Raw genomic sequence first — 15818 nt, forward strand, 5'->3', positions numbered from 1 at the left:
CATGAGCGGCGAGCGAGGAACAGCGTTCAGGAATGTGAGGGACGCGCGATTAGCGTTCGAACGCAGCCTTCAGGCGATTGAGCTGCGGCACCAGCGGATTGCCGATCGGGGCATGCGTGGTGGTCGCGGCATGGATCGAGATGTCGAGGCGACGAACCTTGGTCTGCAGCACCATCGAACGCGTGATCAGGATCTGCAGCTGCTCGGGCAGCTTGAGCAGCATTTCTTCCGGACTCGGATCGGCGGCGCTGAGCTTGACCTTGGTCTTTTCACGATTGGCCTGGGTCAACGTCATCTCGCCTTCCTTCACCGCACGGTGCAGCAGCAACCATGAGGCAAGCTGCATGAGGCGGGTGGTGAGGCGCATGCTTTCGGTGGCGTAAGTCAGGCTGACGGAGCGATCCAGTGCCTTGGCCTCGCTACGGCCGACGCCGTCGAGATAGGCCGCGGTCTCTTCGACCAGATCCATCCCCTCGCGAAACAAGGCGCCGAAGGCAGCAGAATTGGTCAGCCGCTCGCTAAACTGAACGAGAGCGGGTTCGCTGTGCAAACGATCCGACATAGTTAACGCCTCACGCAAATGGTTTCGCAGCCAGCTCTGAACGGCGGGCTTATGATGAACAAATCATTACGCGTGCGTGCGTGAGAGTCCAGCGGCGTAAAATTAAAGAAGTATTTATGGTTTCCAACGCGATTTAACGATCGCTGACGCCCCAAAAGAAGTCATGAGTACCAAAAAAAGAGCCGCCGTTTCCGGCGGCTTTAAAGTTGATAACAGGGAGGCGTCAAACAGAGTGGACAGGAGCCACTCGGTGTCCAAACAAGGACAATTTAAGTAATATGCGAGAAAGCTTAATTGCGCGTAAATACGCGGGCTTTCTTCACGATCCGTTTGCCATGCGACGCCTCGCAAACTGTATCGGAATGAGACAATGTCGGGATCGCGACTGAGGAAGCGTCGGCGGTATTGCACAGGCCTCTCGTCCGCCATTGCGAGCAGAGCGAAGCAATCCAGTTTTCTTCGCGTATGGCTTCTGGATTGCCGCGTTGCTTCGCTAAGAGGAAAGCTGCAGGACAGCTTTCCTTCACCTCGCAATGACGGCAGAGAGCCGGGAGAGCGCCGTTCAATAGCCCGTCACGATTTGAAAAAGCGATCCGCCGCATCGCGCGTCGCGCGCTTCAAGGTCATGCTCGATTGCAGCCGCGCGATCTCGCCATTGAGCAGCGCGATCCGCTCGGCGAGTTCCTCGACCGATAGCAGCGAGAGGTCCTGCCCGACCTCATGGCTGACCTTCTTCTTCGGTTTGTCGTCGTCGTCGATCGCCATTTGGGGCCCTCCCCGTCTCAAATTCGAATATGCACCGGATGTTGCCAGCGTTGATCCAGCTGTTTAATCAGATGGCCAGCCGACATCCCGTACCCCGCAAGGACAAATCATGGAAAAGCTGCCCACGCAAATGACCGTCGTTGGTATCAGCAAACCGGGCGGCCCCGAGGTGCTGATTCCCGAAACGCGCCCCGTTCCAAAGCCGGGTCCCGGCGAAATCCTGGTGAAGGTCGCAGCCGCCGGTGTGAACCGTCCAGACGTCGCACAGCGCTCTGGCGCCTATCCGCCGCCGCCCGGCGCCAGCGATCTGCCCGGCCTCGAAATCTCCGGTGAAGTCGTCGCCCTCGGTGAAGGCGCCACCAAACACAAGCTCGGTGACAAGGTGATGTCGCTGGTCGCCGGCGGCGGCTACGCGCAATATTGCATCGCGCAGGATGCGCAGGCGATGACGGTCCCCGAAGGCTTCTCGATGACCGAGGCCGGCGCCACCGCTGAAACCCTGATGACCGTCTGGCACAACGTGTTCGAACGTGGCGGCTTGCAGCCCGGCGAAACCGTGCTGATCCATGGCGGCTCCTCGGGCATCGGCACCATGGCGATCCAGCTCGCCAAGGCGCTAGGTTCCAAGGTGATCGTCACCGTCGGCTCCCAAGATAAGGTCGATGCCTGCCTCAAGCTCGGCGCCGATCACGCCATCAACTACAAGACCGAGGACTTCGTCGAACGCGTCAAGGAAATCACCAAGACCGGCGTCGAGCTGATCCTCGACATGGTGGGCGCGGATTATGTGGAGAAAAACTTCGATGCCGCCGCAGTCGATGGCCGCATCGTGCAGATTGCGGTGCTGAACGGCCCGAAGGCCACCATCAACGCCGCCAAGATCATGGTGAAGCGGCTGCACTATACCGGCTCGACTCTGCGCCCCCGCACCAATGCCGACAAGGCCGCCATGGTCAGGGCAATCGAGGCCAATGTCCTGCCGCTGCTCAAGTCTGGCAAGGTTAAGCCCCTGATGGACAGCACTTTCCCGCTGGAAAAGGCTGCGGACGCGCACAAACGCATGGAAACCAGCGCACATATTGGCAAAATTGTGTTGGTCGTTTAGGGCTGGAGAACAGCCGGAAACCCTTTGATTTATCTCGCTTTCATGTCATTTATCGCGCGTCGGGAAATGGCCCTGCTTCTGCGTGACGCAGGGTCGATGTTTTGTTGATCGCGGAGAATGACATTGCGTTTGATCAGGTGGCTCGCGCCGCTCGCGCTCGGCCTGATGATTGTTGTTGCCGCAGCACCGGCACAGGCTGTTGACGCTGTCAGCGTCCGCGGTGACGCGCCTGCGATCGATCTCACCGGCATCCTCGAATATCAGCATAGCGACACCGACCGCATCCAGGTCTCCACCGCACCCGGCACCGACGGCATCGTTCGCCGCATCGAGGTGCGTGGCCGCGAAGCCGGTCAGAACTGGGTGGTGTTCGCGCTCGCCAACAACACCGACGATCAGCTCGATCGTTTGATCGTCGCGCCGCATTATCGCATCGTGTCGTCCGGCCTCTTGTGGCCCGATCTTGGCCTCTCGCGCATTGCGACGATCACGCCGTCGACCGGCGACCGTCCGGAACGTCAGGATAGCGCCACCGCAGATATCTTCCGCGTCACCCTCGATCCGGGTGCCGTCATCACCTTCGTCGCCGAACTGCGCACCAACAAGCTGCCACAGCTCTATCTGTGGGAGCCAGAAGCCTACAAGGACAAGGTCAACTCCTTCACACTGTACCAAGGCATCGTCATCGGCATCTCCGGCCTACTGGCGCTGGTGCTGACGATCCTGTTCGTCGTGAAGGGCAGCATCATGTTCCCGGCCGCCGCGGCGCTGGCCTGGGCTGTGCTGGTCTATATCGGTGTCGACTTCGGCTTCTGGGGCAAGGTGCTCGACATGTCCCAAGGCGCCGAGCGTGTCTGGCGCGCTTCGGGAGAAGCGATCCTGGCGGCGACGCTGCTGGTGTTCCTGTTTGCTTATCTCAATCTCAGTCGATGGCATGTCCGCTACTCGCACATCACGCTAGGCTGGCTGGCTTTCCTTGGCTCTCTCGTAGGTCTAGCGCTGTTCGATCCTGCCGTCGCCTCAGGCATCGCGCGCATCTCGCTGGTGCTGATCGCCTTCGCCGGCTTTGCGCTGATCGTCTATCTCTCCACCCATGGCTTCGACCGCGCGGTGTTGCTGATCCCGACCTGGTTCCTGCTCGTGGTCTGGGTCGTTGCCGCGGGCATGACCGTCGCCGGCAGTGTCACCAATGACATCGTCGGCCCGGCGCTGCTCGGTGGCCTCGTACTGATCGTGATGCTGATCGGCTTCACGGTGATGCAGCATGCTTTCGCAGGCGGCGGCGCCACCAACGGCATCGTCTCGGACGTCGAGCGCCGCGCGCTGGCGCTGACCGGCTCCGGCGACCTGATCTGGGACTGGGACGTCTCCGCCGACAAAGTGTTCACCTCGCCCGAGACCGAAGCGCTGCTTGGCCTCAAGCGCGGCACGCTGGAAGGCCCTGCCGCAAGCTGGCTCGAAGTGCTCCACCCGCTCGATCAGGACCGCTTCCGGGCGGCGCTGGACAGCGTGCTCGACCAGCGTCGCGGCCGCCTCGTGCAGGACTTCCGCCTGCGCACCCCCGACGGTCACTTCATGTGGTTCGCGCTGAAAGCACGCCCGGTGGTGGGCTCCGACGGCGAAGTGTCACGCGTGGTCGGCACCCTCACCGACGTCACCGAGATCAAGAACGCCGAAGAACGCATGCTGCACGACTCGGTGCACGACAATCTCACCGGTCTGCCGAACCGCAAGCTGTTCATCGACCGCCTCAACGCCGTCGCGAATTTCTCCAAGACTGTGCCGACCATGCGGCCGACCATCATGGTGATCGATCTCGATCGCTTCAAACAGGTCAACGATTCCGTTGGCATAGCCGTCGGCGACTCGATCCTGCTGACGCTGGCCCGCCGCCTCACCCGCATCCTCAAGCCGCAGGACACGCTGGCCCGCCTCGCCGGCGATCAGTTCGGCCTGATCCTGATGTCCGAACAAGACGCAGCGAAGATCACCGCCTTCGCCGAAACCATCCGCAAGACCATCCGCGCGCCGATTGCCTTCAACGATCGCGAGATCTTCCTCACGGCCTCGATCGGCCTAGCGCTCTCTGATCCCTCGGTACCGTTGACCGACGAGCTCATCAAGGATGCCGAGCTTGCGATGTATCATTCGAAGCGGATCGGTGGCGACCGTATCGACGTCTACAAACCGGCAATGCGCGCCCGCAAAACGGATCGCCTGACGCTCGAATCCGAACTGCGCCGCGCCATAGAGCGCCAGGAAATCACCATCCTGTATCAGCCCATCGTGCGGCTCGAAGATCGCTCGATCGCCGGCTTCGAAGCGCTGGCCCGTTGGGATCATCCGAAGCTCGGCCGGATGTCGCCGTCGGAATTCATTGCGATCGCCGAGGAGATCGGCCTGATCATCGATCTCGGCATGTTCGTGATGGATCAGACTGCACGGCAGCTCGCGATCTGGCAGCGCGCGATGCGCTCGCGCGAACCGATCTTCGCCAGCGTCAACGTGTCATCACGGCAGCTGCTGCGCCACGATCTCCTGCATGACATCCGCACGGTGCTGTCACGCTCGTCCGTCGCGCGCGGCACGCTGAAGCTCGAACTCACGGAATCGCTGGTGATGGAAAATCCGGAACATGCAGCGCAGATGCTGCACCGGATCCGCGAACTCGGTACGGGCCTTTCGCTCGACGATTTCGGCACTGGCCACTCGTCGCTATCCTATCTGCAGCGCTTCCCGTTCGACACGCTGAAGATCGACCAGTCCTTCGTTCGCACCACCTCGCGCGGCACCCGCCCGGTGATCCTCAAATCCATCATCGCGATGGCCCACGATCTCGGCATGGACGTCGTCGCTGAAGGCGTCGAGACAGATTCGGATGCGGTGGAGATGTATCAGCTTGGCTGCGAATACGCCCAGGGCTTTGCCTTCGGCGAGCCGATGGATGCGGATGCGGCGATGCGCATGCTAACGGAAGAGCGGCTCGAAGCGGCGAGCTGACTCGAGCCGGATACCACTCGTAAACTATACCTGCGCACCTGCGACCTCTTGCCCTCTGCAAGGAGAGATTGTGCGATTCGCGTTTAGCAATTCGGCAAGATTCACTTGGTAGGCAAGCTCCATATTCATTTGTGGCTGCATCGCTCATCGTGACGTCAATTTCCACCCATGAACTGCCATTTCTGGCGGACGCCGCGGCTGCGGCCCCACGTCCTCATGACCGGTTTCGGCCGTTTTTTGTTGTGGCGGGCGCGATGGCGATCGGCGCGGTCTATGCCGGATGGGCTGGCGAGGATGCCAATTGGGATTGGCAGAATTATCACGAATACAACGTCTGGGCATTGCTCAATGGCCGTTACGATCACGATGTAATCCCACCGGGCTTCCAGACCCACTTCAACCCTATCATCTACTTCCCTTGGTACTATCTCCGTCACGCGCTGCCGCCGGCTATTGCCGGGATGACCATGGGCGCGGTGCATGGGCTCAACCTCGCGCTGGTCTATTGGCTGTCACGGATCGTGCTCGGGCACGCAGCCAACGCGATGACGATTGTCGCTGCGTTGCTGCTGGCTGCGCTGGGGCCGATGACGCTGTCGGAAGTCGGCACCAGTTTTTCCGACATTCTCACTGCGATCCCGATTATCGCCGGGCTGGCGCTGATGCTGGCGGCCGATGAGCCGCGACCAATACGTTACATCGTCGCAGGAATTTTGGTCGGCCTCGCGCTCGGCTTCAAACTCACCAACATCGTCTTCGCAATTGGCCTGGCGGGCGCCGCACTTGGCGCGACACGCCCTCTGGTGGCCGTGACCTGCCTCGCCATCGGCGGCGCGATCGGCACGATCATGACGGGCGGCGTCTGGAGCCTGATGCTGTGGCGTGAATTCGGCAATCCGTTCTTTCCGCTGTTGAATAGTCTGTTTCCCTCGCCGGAAATGCGAGAAATTACGCTGCTCGATCGCCAGTTCATTCCGAAGGGAATTCTGGATGGCCTAGCCTATCCATTTCATTGGCTCGTCGGAAATTTCCGCAGCTCGGAGCTACCGTTTCGCGACGCACGCTTTGCGATGCTATGCGCGTTGCTTCCGATCGCCTTCATTGCTCAAATGAAGCATGCGCGCGCTATTTTTTCGAGGCGCGACTTGCAGCTCCTGATCTTCTTTGTCACGTCTTATGCGGTCTGGCTGATTTTGTTCTCGATCCAGCGCTATGCCGTCGCGCTGGAATTGCTGACCGGGCCACTAATCGTGTTGTTGCTGGTACGCATCGTCACGGCATTTCGCTCGACCATCCCCACGCATCCTGTCAGCCAACACGCAAGCCGCTCGATCTTCATCATTGCAGCGATCACCGCTGCGTGGTCGCAGCCAACCGACTGGTGGCGACGACCATGGTCAAATCCATACGCTCCAATGGTTTCATCGCGGCTTTCGCAGCCCGCGACCTATCTGTTACTCGACAAGCCGCTAGCTTTCGTCGCACCACTCCTGCCTGCTGGATCCCGCTTCTACACGATTGCCGATCTCGCTTTGCCGATCCTGCCTGCCGGCAAATACGATAATCGTATCCGAGCGGGTTTGAAGGAGCCGTTGCCCGGCGGCGTGTGGGAGATGCACATCAAAGGTCGGCCGTTCCGTGCAGAAGCACTGGCTGCCTATGACCTGATGATCGATGCGTCGCAGCCCTGCGTGGAGATCGAAGGTGCCCAACTGGGCTCCACCAACGTGGCGTGTCCGTTGCGCTCCACCGGCTCCTGACGGTCACGCGTGGCCCGCCTCGGCCGACAACATCCCCGGGGCGATCCCGATCTTCTGCAGCGCGCGAAGATACTTCTCCTCAACATCACCGCCGAAGATGAGATCCTCATCAGCTGCGCAATGCAGCCAGCCGTTGCCCTGGATTTCGTCTTCCAACTGGCCCGGCGCCCAGCCGGCATAGCCCAGCGCGAGAATCGCGTGCTTGGGTCCACCGCCATTGGCGATGGCGCGCAGGATATCCACGGTCGCGGTGAGGCAGACGCCATCGTCGATCGGCAATGTCGCGTCCTTGATGAAGAAATCGCTGGAATGCAGCACGAAACCTCGGCCGGTCTCGACCGGACCACCCTTCAGCACTTTCATGCTTTCGGCGCTTTCCGGGAGCTTGATGCTGTCGGACTTTTCAATGATGTCCAGTTGAACCAGCAATTCGGGAAAATCGATGCTCCCCGCAGGCCGATTGACGATGATGCCCATGGCACCTTCCGACGAATGCGCGCAGACGTAAATCACCGAACGGGCGAAGCGCTCGTCTTCCATCACAGGCATGGCGATCAGCAACTGCCCGTCGAGGTAGTTGCCAGTGTCGCCGACGCCGGATTTCGCGCGGCTTTTCCGGGGGCGCTTGCGAGTGGGTTCCATCAGCAAACCGCTCTCATTTCGTTGCCTATCCTGATATTGGGTCTGGGTTCTGTCAATCAGCCTTCCGCAACGCATACGAAAACCGGATCACAAGCAGTTCAATAGCTTAAGACAGGTTTGGCTTTATGACAGGCCCACCCTGTAAGGACGCCCGATGACCGCATCTGTTCCGCACCACATTGTCGCTGTCTGCGCCGCGGGCCTGCTCCTCACCTGCAGCGCGCAGGCGGAGGACACCTCACCTTGGCAGATAGACAGTCATTCGCAGATCAGGCTTGTGGCAGGCTCGCGTAGCGGGCCGGTAATGCTGGGAGGCATCGCGATCCAGCTGCAGCCCGGCTGGCACACCTATTGGCGGAATCCCGGTGATTCCGGGGTACCGCCCCGCTTCGATTTCTCCAAATCGGAGAACCTGGATACCGTCACCATCCTGTGGCCGGCGCCGAAAAAATTCGAGGATGGCGCCGGCGGCCTGTCGCTGGGCTATGTGAAACAGGTGGTGCTGCCCATGCGGGTGATCGCCAAGGACCCCGGCAAGCCGGTGATTCTCCGTGCGGCGATCAATTACGCGGTCTGCGACAAGCTCTGCATCCCGGTCGATGCCAATACCGAGCTCGCTTTTACCAGCGTGGCCAGCACAGAAGACGGAGCCCTGACTGCGGCGCTCGATACCGTGCCTAAGCCGGCAACCATGGGCGACGCCAGTCCACTGACGGTGCGCGACCTCAAGCGCGAGGGCAAGAATGTGTTCGTTGACGTCGTGGCGCCCGAAGGCAGCGAACCCAACCTGTTCGTCGAGGGCCCGACGCCGGAATGGGCGCTGCCGATTCCCAAACTCGAGGCCAAGAGCCCGCCCGGCGTGAAGCGGTTCAGCTTTGAACTCGATGGCGTGCCACCCGGCGCCACGACCGACGGCGCGGCCCTGAAACTGACGCTGGTCGGCAGCGACCGCGCCTATGAATTCAACGTCAACCTGCCCTGATACCGCTGGCGCGTGACTTGTTGCGCGCAACCTGTATATCTCCGTCCAACCGGATGTTAACGACTGCTTGCTACGCCAGACCGCTGCCGCACGCCTGCGGCTGAGGACCTTGTCGTGGCCGTGATGGACGCAAACTCCGCACCCGAAACCGCGCCCACCGGCCTCAAGGCCAGGCTGCGCGCACTGTTCACCGGCTCAGGAGAAGCCTCGCTGACGCGCCGCCTCGCCGGCACTATCTTCCTCATCCGCGTGATCTCGGCCGGCCTCGCTTACTTCTCCCAGATCCTGCTGGCGCGCTGGATGGGCACGTCGGATTACGGCATCTATGTCTATGTCTGGACCTGGGTACTGCTCCTCGGCTCGATGATGGATTTCGGCATCGCCGCTTCAGCCCAGAAGATCATCCCGGAATATCGCGCCAGCGGCGACCACGCGCGGCTGCGCGGCTTCCTCTCTGGCAGCCGCTGGATGACCGGTATCGTCTCGGTGATCATCTCGCTGCTGCTCGCTGGCCTCGTCAAGCTCATCTCGCCGTGGATCGACGCCGACACGGTGGTGCCGCTCTATCTCGGCTGCCTGACACTGCCGGCCTTCGTCGTTGCCAACACGCAGGATGGTATCGCGCGCTCCCATGACTGGATGCGCCTCGGCCTGATGCCGCAATTCATCATCCGCCAGGCGCTCATCATCGGCTTCACCGCCGGCGCCTTCGCACTGGGCTTTAAGCTTGGTGCGACCATCGCAATGCTGGCCAGCGTCGCAGCCGTCTGGGTCGCGATGATCGGCCAGATGATCGTGCTCAATCGCCGGCTCGCGGCGCATATCGAACCCGGCCCGAAAGCCTATGACTATCGCGGCTGGCTCGCAGTGTCGTTGCCGATCCTGCTGGTGGAAAGCTTCTATCTGCTGCTGTCCTACACCGACGTGCTGGTGCTGCAGCAGTTCGTCTCATCGGACGAAGTCGGCGTGTACTTCGCTGTGGTGAAGACCCTGGCGCTGGTGTCGTTCATTCATTACGCGATGTCGGCGACAACGGCGCATCGCTTCACCGAATATCACGCGGCCGGCGACAAGGATCGACTTTCCGCTTACGTCACCCACGCCATCAAGTGGACGTTCTGGCCGTCGCTCGCGGCGACGCTGATCCTGCTCGCTCTGGGCAAGCCGCTGCTATGGCTGTTCGGTCCGCAATTCACCAGCGGTTACGACATCATGTTCATCGCGGCCATCGGCCTCGTGGTGCGCGCCGCAATCGGTCCCGTCGAGCGGCTGCTCAACATGCTCGGTCACCAACATATTTGCGCCGTGGCCTACGCGTCGGCTTTCGTGATGAACCTGGTGCTGTGTCTCGTGCTGGTGCCGAAATTCGGCGGCCATGGCGCCGCCGCGGCAACGTCGATCGCGCTTACATTCGAGACGATCCTGCTGTTCTGGATCGTGCGACAGCGGCTTGGACTGCACGTGCTCGTCTTCGGAAAGCAAGGCGCCTAGCAACCTCCCCCTGCAAAGCAGGAGGAGGTCAGGAAGCAAACTTATTCCGCCGTCCAACCGCCATCGATCGACAGATTGGTGCCGGTGATCTGCGCCGCATCGTCGCCGCACAGAAACAGCGCCAGGGCCGCGACCTGTTCGGAGGTCACGAATTCCTTGGTCGGCTGCGCTTCGAGCAGGACGTCGTTGATGACCTGTTCTTTGGTCAGTCCGCGCGCCTTCATGGTGTCGGGGATCTGTTTCTCCACCAGCGGCGTCCAGACATAGCCAGGCGAAATGCAATTACAGGTGATTTTGTGAGTGGCCACTTCCAGCGCCACGGTCTTGGTCAGACCGGCGATGCCGTGCTTGGCAGAGACATAAGCCGACTTGAATGGCGAGGCGACCAGCGAATGCGCTGAGGCGGTGTTGATGATGCGACCCCAGCCGCGCTTCTTCATGCCGGGCACGGCGGCGCGGATGCCATGGAAGGCCGAAGAGAGATTGATGGCGATGATCGCATCCCACTTCTCGATCGGGAATTCCTCGATCGGAGACACAAACTGGATGCCCGCATTGTTGACGAGAATATCGACCGATCCATAGGTCTTCTCGCCGAGCGCGACCATTTCGGCAATTTCGGCCGGCTTGGTCATGTCCGCTGGCGAATGGATCGCCTTGACCTTGAAATCGCTCTCGATCGCCGCGCGTTCCTTCTCGATGTCAGCAGGCGCGCCCATGCCGTTGATGACGATATTGGCGCCAGCGCTTGCGAAAGCGCGCGCATAAGCGAGGCCGATGCCGCTGGTCGAACCGGTGACGACGGCGGTCTTGCCTGTGAGATTAGCCATTACTTGCTCCTGTTGGACGTCAAATGCTGCGGGAGGTCATTGTAATCGTCGGCGGTGAGCGCATGGGTCACCATCGATTCATCGGATTGCGGCCGCTCGAACCAGTCCTTGTGGCGCATCGAGAGGAATACATCGCGCTCGCCGGCACCCCAGTGCTCCACCATCCCGATGCGCGAGAAATTGTAGTCCTTCGACGACGACTCGTAATTCTTGCTCGTATAGATCAGATGCACCACCGTGACGGTATTTTCCTTCGCGGCTTCCGACAACAGCGCCACTCCGGGATCCTGCTTCAGTTCTGCCGGCAATTTACCAATCAGATCACGCAGCGCCTTGCGGATGTTGTGGATCTTCTTGTTCTTGTCGGTATTCATGCGGGTGCGGCTGGAATAGCGAATGTCCTTTTCGCGTTCCTGCGCTTCCAGGATCGACTGCGGCAATGGCCCGCGCGCGCTGAACAGGTCGACCTGGAAGATCAACAGGTCGCTGGTGACGTCATCCAGTACGAAATCCAGCGGCGTGTTCGAGGCGATGCCGCCATCCCAGAAATGCTCGCCATCGATGACGATCGAGGGAAACCCCGGCGGCAACGCGCCGGAGGCCATGATGTGCTCGGGCTCGATCCTTTTGCGATCTTTTTTGAAGAGCGTGTTGTCGAAGTAAGTGAAGTTGCCGGTGGTCACGCTCACGGCGCCAACGCTTAGCCGGGTCTTGCAATCGTTGAGACGATCAAAGTCGACCAGCCGTTCCAGCGTCGCCTTGAGCGGCGCGGTGTCGTAAAAGCTCTGCGACTGCGGACTGCCGGGCGGCCACAGCGGTGCTGGCGGAATCCGCGGCACGAAAAAACCGGGCACACCGAATGTAGCAATGACAGCCGCGCCTGCCTCGTAGAAATAAGAGCGCGCGCGATCATCCGTCAGCATCGGGCTCCAGGGGACCGGCGATGCCGCCATCTCCCAGAATTCCTTGAGCTTGCCGATCCGCTTGTCGCGCTCGTTGCCCGCGATGATCGCCGCATTGATGGCACCGATGGAGATGCCAGCCACCCATTCCGGCTCGAAATCATGATGACACAGCGCCTCATAGGCGCCGGCCTGATAGGAGCCAAGCGCGCCGCCCCCTTGCAGCACCAGGACGCGCTTGGCTTCGGCGGGTTTGCTGGCAGCGCTGGATTGAGGCTGATCGGACATATCCATGAGACCACTCGATCCTGTCGGCGACGGGAACCGTACCGTGGCGTCCCCTTGCGGCGGCGTCAATCTCGGATGGTGCGGAGCACCATCACGCTTCGGCTATCTGGAAAGGCTTATTTGGAATCCGTCGAAGCCAGGATCATGGTCCAGAACACCTTGTATTTGGTGTTGGGAGCGTAGGTCGCGGCGATGCCCAGTTTTGTGACACCGGATTTCAGCATATTAGCGCGATGCGGCGGCGAGTCCCGCCAGCCAGAAAAGGCCTCGGCCATCGTATGGTAGCCCGCAGAGACGTTCTCGACGGCCAAGCTCGCCGGATAACCGCCGGCATTCAGACGCTTGGCCAGCGGCGCCTTCACGTCGTGATCGAGCTTGTTCCGTTTCGCCATGGCGGTGGACTGGTCTTCCGCCAGCGCCATCAATGCGGGATCGACCACTACCGGACCGAGGCCGTTGTTCTGCCGGTACAGCGAGATCATCGAGGCTGCGGCCACCGGATCGAGCTTGGCGCCACCATTGGCCATGCTGAGATACATGGTGGGCTGGTCCGGCACGGTATCGACGGTCCCCGCGCACCCTGCCAGCAACAGAACTCCCAGACTGGCCAGAGCCACCCGCTTCATCGGCAATCCCCCAAATCAAGGGGCCGTTGTTGCACACCAACCGTGGCTGAAAGGTGAACGCAGGGGATTTTTAGAAAGCGCCAGTCACTCCTGCCCGGCAAAGATCCGGTAGCGCCGCGGCTGCAGGCTGATCGCATCGCCCGTGGTGAGCGGACGGTCGCGCGGGGCATCGATCTCCACCAGCGTATCATCGCCGGACAACGCGATGTCGGCGCGCTGGATCGGGCCGAAGGTGCGGACGCGGCGCACGGTGCCTTCGAGGGCTCCCTCGCCGAGCGGACCGATCTGCATGTCGTGACGACGAACAAACAATTTCGACGGTCCGCTTGCGCTGCCCGCATCGATGTTGAGCGGGCGATGGCCGAGCTTCACCTGGCCGTCGCTTACATCGACCGGGAGCACGATCGATTCACCTATGAATGAGTGCACGAAAGCCGTCGCCGGGTTATCGTAAACGTCGCCAGGCGTGCCGATCTGTTCGATCTTGCCCTTGTCCATCACCACGACGCGATTGGCGACTTCGAGCGCCTCCTCCTGGTCATGCGTGACGAAGATCGAGGTGACGTGGATTTCCTCGTGCAACGTGCGCAGCCATTGCCGCAACTCCTTGCGGACCTTGGCATCGAGCGCGCCGAACGGCTCGTCGAGCAGCAGAATGCGCGGCTCGATGGCGAGCGCACGCGCCAGCGCAATACGCTGCCGCTGGCCGCCCGAGAGCTGGCTGGGATAGCGATTGGCGAGCCAGTCGAGCTGCACGAGATCGAGAAGCTCCTTCACCCGCGCGCGGATCTGCGCTTCGCTCTTGCGCACGGCGCGCGGCTGCACGCGCAGGCCGAAGGCCACATTCTCGAACACGCTCATGTGGCGGAACAACGCATAGTGCTGGAACACGAAACCGACGTGGCGCTCGCCGGCGCCCCGCGCCAATGCGTTTTCGCCATCGAACGAGACTTCGCCGGAATCCGGCCAATCGAGCCCTGCGATAATTCGCAGCAATGACGTCTTGCCGGAACCGGACGGTCCGAGCAGCGCGAGCAGCTCACCATCAGCAACCCTGAGGTCGACATTATCCAGCGCCTTGAAGGCACCGTACTGCTTTACGATATTCCGAACTTCAATCGTCACGGGGCAGCTGTCCTTCTTCAATCTGGCCTTCGAGGATGGTCTTTGCGATCAGCGTCAAGAGCGCCAGCAGAGCCAGCAATGACGCGATCGCGAACGACGCCACCAGTTGATATTCATTATACAGGATTTCCACCAGCAGCGGCATGGTGTTGGTCTCGCCGCGAATGTGGCCCGACACCACCGAAACCGCGCCAAATTCACCCATCGCCCGCGCATTGCACAACAGTACGCCGTAGAGCAGGCCCCATTTGATGTTGGGGAGCGTCACCACAATGAAGGTACGCCAACCGCTCGCTCCGAGCGATATCGCAGCCTCTTCCTCCTGCGACCCCTGTTCCTGCATTAGCGGTATCAGCTCCCGGGCGACGAACGGGAAGGTGACGAAGGTGGTCGCCAACACGATCGCCGGCACGGCAAACAGAATGTTGATGCCATGCGACATCAGCCATGGCCCAAAGAAACCCTGCGCACCAAACAGCAGCACAAATACCAGACCGGAGATAACGGGGCTGACCGAGAACGGCAGATCGATCAGGGTGACCAGCAAGGTCTTGCCCCTGAATTCGAATTTGGCCACCGCCCAAGCGGCGGCAACGCCGAATACCAGATTGAGGCTGACCGAGATCACTGCAGTGATCAGCGTCAGCCAGATGGCTGAGAGCGCCTCGGAATCTGCCAAGGCCGACAGATAGAACCCAACGCCCTTGGACAATGCCTCCGAGAACACCAAAATCAGCGGCAGGACCACGAACACTGTCAGGAACATCACTGCGACACCGATAATGATGCCGCGCACGAGCCATGGCTCAGTATGCAGGTCCTGTCGTGCCACGGACTGGGCGCGCTCCACGGTGACTGGCGAATTGATAATTGTAATGGTCATGTCAGGTCAACTCACGGCCAGCGCGCGTGTCTGCGCCCAGCGCTGCAGCCGATTGAGCACGAAGATGATCAGGAATGAGAAGACCAGCATGACCACCGCGATCGCTGTCGCATCGGCGTAGCGGAATTCCGACAGCCGGATGACGATCAAGAGCGGCGCAATCTCCGACACATTTGGAAGGTTGCCGGCGATGAAGATCACGGAGCCATATTCGCCAACGGCGCGGGCGAACGCCAGCGCGAAGCCGGTGAGAATGGCCGGCGTGAGGCTGGGAATGATGACGCGGGTGATGGTTTGCCAGCGGGAGGCACCGAGACAGGCCGCGGCCTCTTCGATCTCGACATCGAGGTCGATCAGCACCGGCTGCACCGTCCGCACCACGAACGGAATGCCAATGAAGACCATCGCCAGGAAAATTCCGAGCGGCGTAAACGCCACCTTGATGCCGAGCGACGCCAGCGGCGCGCCGAGCCATCCGTTCTGCGCAAACAACGTCGTCAGCGCGATGCCTGCCACTGCAGTGGGCAGGGCGAACGGGATATCGACAATGGCATCAAACAGCCGGCGACCGGGAAACCGGTAACGCACCAGGGCCCAGACGATAATCAGGCCAGCGACCAGATTGACCAGCGCAGCCGCGAAGGCCAATCCGAACGAAATCCTGAGCGCGTGTAGGGTGCGGTTGCTGGTGACGGTATCGATGAACTGCGAGAGACTGAGATCGGCTGTCTTGACGAACAACCCGGCCAACGGGATCAGAATCAAAAGCGACAGCCATGTCAGGGTCAGGCCCATGCTCAGGCCGAACCCCGGCAACGAACTTCGTTTAGGTGCCGCGCTCACAATGTCCCCTTGCT

Annotated in this window: 14 protein-coding genes; 5 read left to right on the plus strand and 9 right to left on the minus strand. The window is 61.0% G+C overall.

The annotated features are described in order from the left end of the window. Positions 1-49: 49 nt before the first annotated feature. Together rcdA and AB8A50_RS13815 are read right to left on the minus strand one after the other, a co-directional pair. Positions 50-562 carry a protease adaptor protein RcdA gene (gene rcdA, locus AB8A50_RS13810; protein WP_089265407.1) on the minus strand — a complete coding sequence of 171 codons (513 nt, stop codon included), beginning with the start codon at positions 560-562 and terminating at the stop codon, positions 50-52. 573 nt (positions 563-1135) lie between these two features. After that, complete coding sequence (locus AB8A50_RS13815) at positions 1136-1327, minus strand: DUF1192 domain-containing protein (protein WP_089265408.1); 192 nt, start codon at positions 1325-1327, stop codon at positions 1136-1138. A 109-nt stretch (positions 1328-1436) separates the two neighbouring features. Between AB8A50_RS13815 and AB8A50_RS13820 the strand changes: the two genes are divergently transcribed. The 3 genes from AB8A50_RS13820 (at position 1437) to AB8A50_RS13830 (ending at position 7192) form a co-directional block, all read left to right on the plus strand. After that, positions 1437-2432, plus strand: coding sequence for an NAD(P)H-quinone oxidoreductase (locus AB8A50_RS13820; protein ID WP_093756808.1), 996 nt, complete (start codon positions 1437-1439; stop codon positions 2430-2432). Between the two features lie 123 nt (positions 2433-2555). Beyond that, on the plus strand, positions 2556-5432 hold the full coding sequence (locus AB8A50_RS13825; RefSeq protein WP_439078012.1) for an EAL domain-containing protein: 2877 nt from the start codon (positions 2556-2558) through the stop codon (positions 5430-5432). Between the two features lie 149 nt (positions 5433-5581). Then, entirely contained in the window at positions 5582-7192 is a 1611-nt protein-coding gene (locus tag AB8A50_RS13830) for a hypothetical protein (protein WP_439078013.1), read from the plus strand. Positions 7193-7195: 3 nt separating this feature from the next. Here AB8A50_RS13830 and AB8A50_RS13835 read toward each other — a convergent pair whose 3' ends face one another. Next, positions 7196-7834, minus strand: a complete 639-nt coding sequence (locus AB8A50_RS13835; RefSeq protein ID WP_439078014.1) for a YqgE/AlgH family protein — start codon at positions 7832-7834, stop codon at positions 7196-7198. Positions 7835-7988: 154 nt separating this feature from the next. Between AB8A50_RS13835 and AB8A50_RS13840 the strand changes: the two genes are divergently transcribed. Together AB8A50_RS13840 and AB8A50_RS13845 are read left to right on the plus strand one after the other, a co-directional pair. Next, positions 7989-8816: a protein-disulfide reductase DsbD domain-containing protein gene (locus tag AB8A50_RS13840; RefSeq protein WP_093756810.1), complete on the plus strand. Its 828-nt coding sequence runs from the start codon at positions 7989-7991 to the stop codon at positions 8814-8816. A 114-nt stretch (positions 8817-8930) separates the two neighbouring features. Continuing rightward, positions 8931-10307, plus strand: a complete 1377-nt coding sequence (locus AB8A50_RS13845; protein ID WP_439078016.1) for a flippase — start codon at positions 8931-8933, stop codon at positions 10305-10307. A 41-nt stretch (positions 10308-10348) separates the two neighbouring features. Here AB8A50_RS13845 and AB8A50_RS13850 read toward each other — a convergent pair whose 3' ends face one another. The 6 genes from AB8A50_RS13850 to cysT form a co-directional block, all read right to left on the minus strand. After that, positions 10349-11137: a 3-hydroxybutyrate dehydrogenase gene (locus tag AB8A50_RS13850; protein ID WP_093756812.1), complete on the minus strand. Its 789-nt coding sequence runs from the start codon at positions 11135-11137 to the stop codon at positions 10349-10351. Continuing rightward, positions 11137-12333, minus strand: a complete 1197-nt coding sequence (locus AB8A50_RS13855; RefSeq protein ID WP_093756813.1) for a DUF3734 domain-containing protein — start codon at positions 12331-12333, stop codon at positions 11137-11139. The genes AB8A50_RS13850 and AB8A50_RS13855 overlap by 1 nt, the downstream gene beginning before the upstream one ends. A 110-nt stretch (positions 12334-12443) precedes the next feature. Then, positions 12444-12953 carry a CAP domain-containing protein gene (locus AB8A50_RS13860; protein ID WP_439062848.1) on the minus strand — a complete coding sequence of 170 codons (510 nt, stop codon included), beginning with the start codon at positions 12951-12953 and terminating at the stop codon, positions 12444-12446. Positions 12954-13037: 84 nt separating this feature from the next. Continuing rightward, the gene (locus AB8A50_RS13865) at positions 13038-14078 is read right to left on the minus strand and encodes a sulfate/molybdate ABC transporter ATP-binding protein (RefSeq protein ID WP_089265416.1); all 1041 of its coding nucleotides are present in this window, start codon (positions 14076-14078) and stop codon (positions 13038-13040) included. Continuing rightward, positions 14068-14961 carry a sulfate ABC transporter permease subunit CysW gene (gene cysW / locus AB8A50_RS13870; protein ID WP_089265417.1) on the minus strand — a complete coding sequence of 298 codons (894 nt, stop codon included), beginning with the start codon at positions 14959-14961 and terminating at the stop codon, positions 14068-14070. Before cysW ends, AB8A50_RS13865 begins: the two co-directional genes overlap by 11 nt. Before the next feature lie 6 nt (positions 14962-14967). After that, entirely contained in the window at positions 14968-15804 is an 837-nt protein-coding gene (gene cysT / locus AB8A50_RS13875) for a sulfate ABC transporter permease subunit CysT (protein WP_089265418.1), read from the minus strand. Positions 15805-15818 lie beyond the last annotated feature (14 nt).

The sequence above is a fragment of the Tardiphaga sp. 841_E9_N1_2 genome (genome assembly GCF_051811065.1).
Lineage (GTDB): Bacteria > Pseudomonadota > Alphaproteobacteria > Rhizobiales > Xanthobacteraceae > Tardiphaga > Tardiphaga robiniae.

Excerpts from the sequence above, each read along its gene's own strand:
- rcdA (WP_089265407.1), bottom strand. The coding sequence starts at position 562 with ATGTCGGATCGTTTGCACAGCGAACCCGCTCTCGTTCAGTTTAGCGAG.
- AB8A50_RS13815 (WP_089265408.1), bottom strand. The coding sequence starts at position 1,327 with ATGGCGATCGACGACGACGACAAACCGAAGAAGAAGGTCAGCCATGAG.
- AB8A50_RS13820 (WP_093756808.1), top strand. The coding sequence starts at position 1,437 with ATGGAAAAGCTGCCCACGCAAATGACCGTCGTTGGTATCAGCAAACCG.
- AB8A50_RS13835 (WP_439078014.1), bottom strand. The coding sequence starts at position 7,834 with ATGGAACCCACTCGCAAGCGCCCCCGGAAAAGCCGCGCGAAATCCGGC.
- AB8A50_RS13840 (WP_093756810.1), top strand. The coding sequence starts at position 7,989 with ATGACCGCATCTGTTCCGCACCACATTGTCGCTGTCTGCGCCGCGGGC.
- AB8A50_RS13850 (WP_093756812.1), bottom strand. The coding sequence starts at position 11,137 with ATGGCTAATCTCACAGGCAAGACCGCCGTCGTCACCGGTTCGACCAGC.
- AB8A50_RS13855 (WP_093756813.1), bottom strand. The coding sequence starts at position 12,333 with ATGGATATGTCCGATCAGCCTCAATCCAGCGCTGCCAGCAAACCCGCC.
- AB8A50_RS13860 (WP_439062848.1), bottom strand. The coding sequence starts at position 12,953 with ATGAAGCGGGTGGCTCTGGCCAGTCTGGGAGTTCTGTTGCTGGCAGGG.
- cysW (WP_089265417.1), bottom strand. The coding sequence starts at position 14,961 with ATGACCATTACAATTATCAATTCGCCAGTCACCGTGGAGCGCGCCCAG.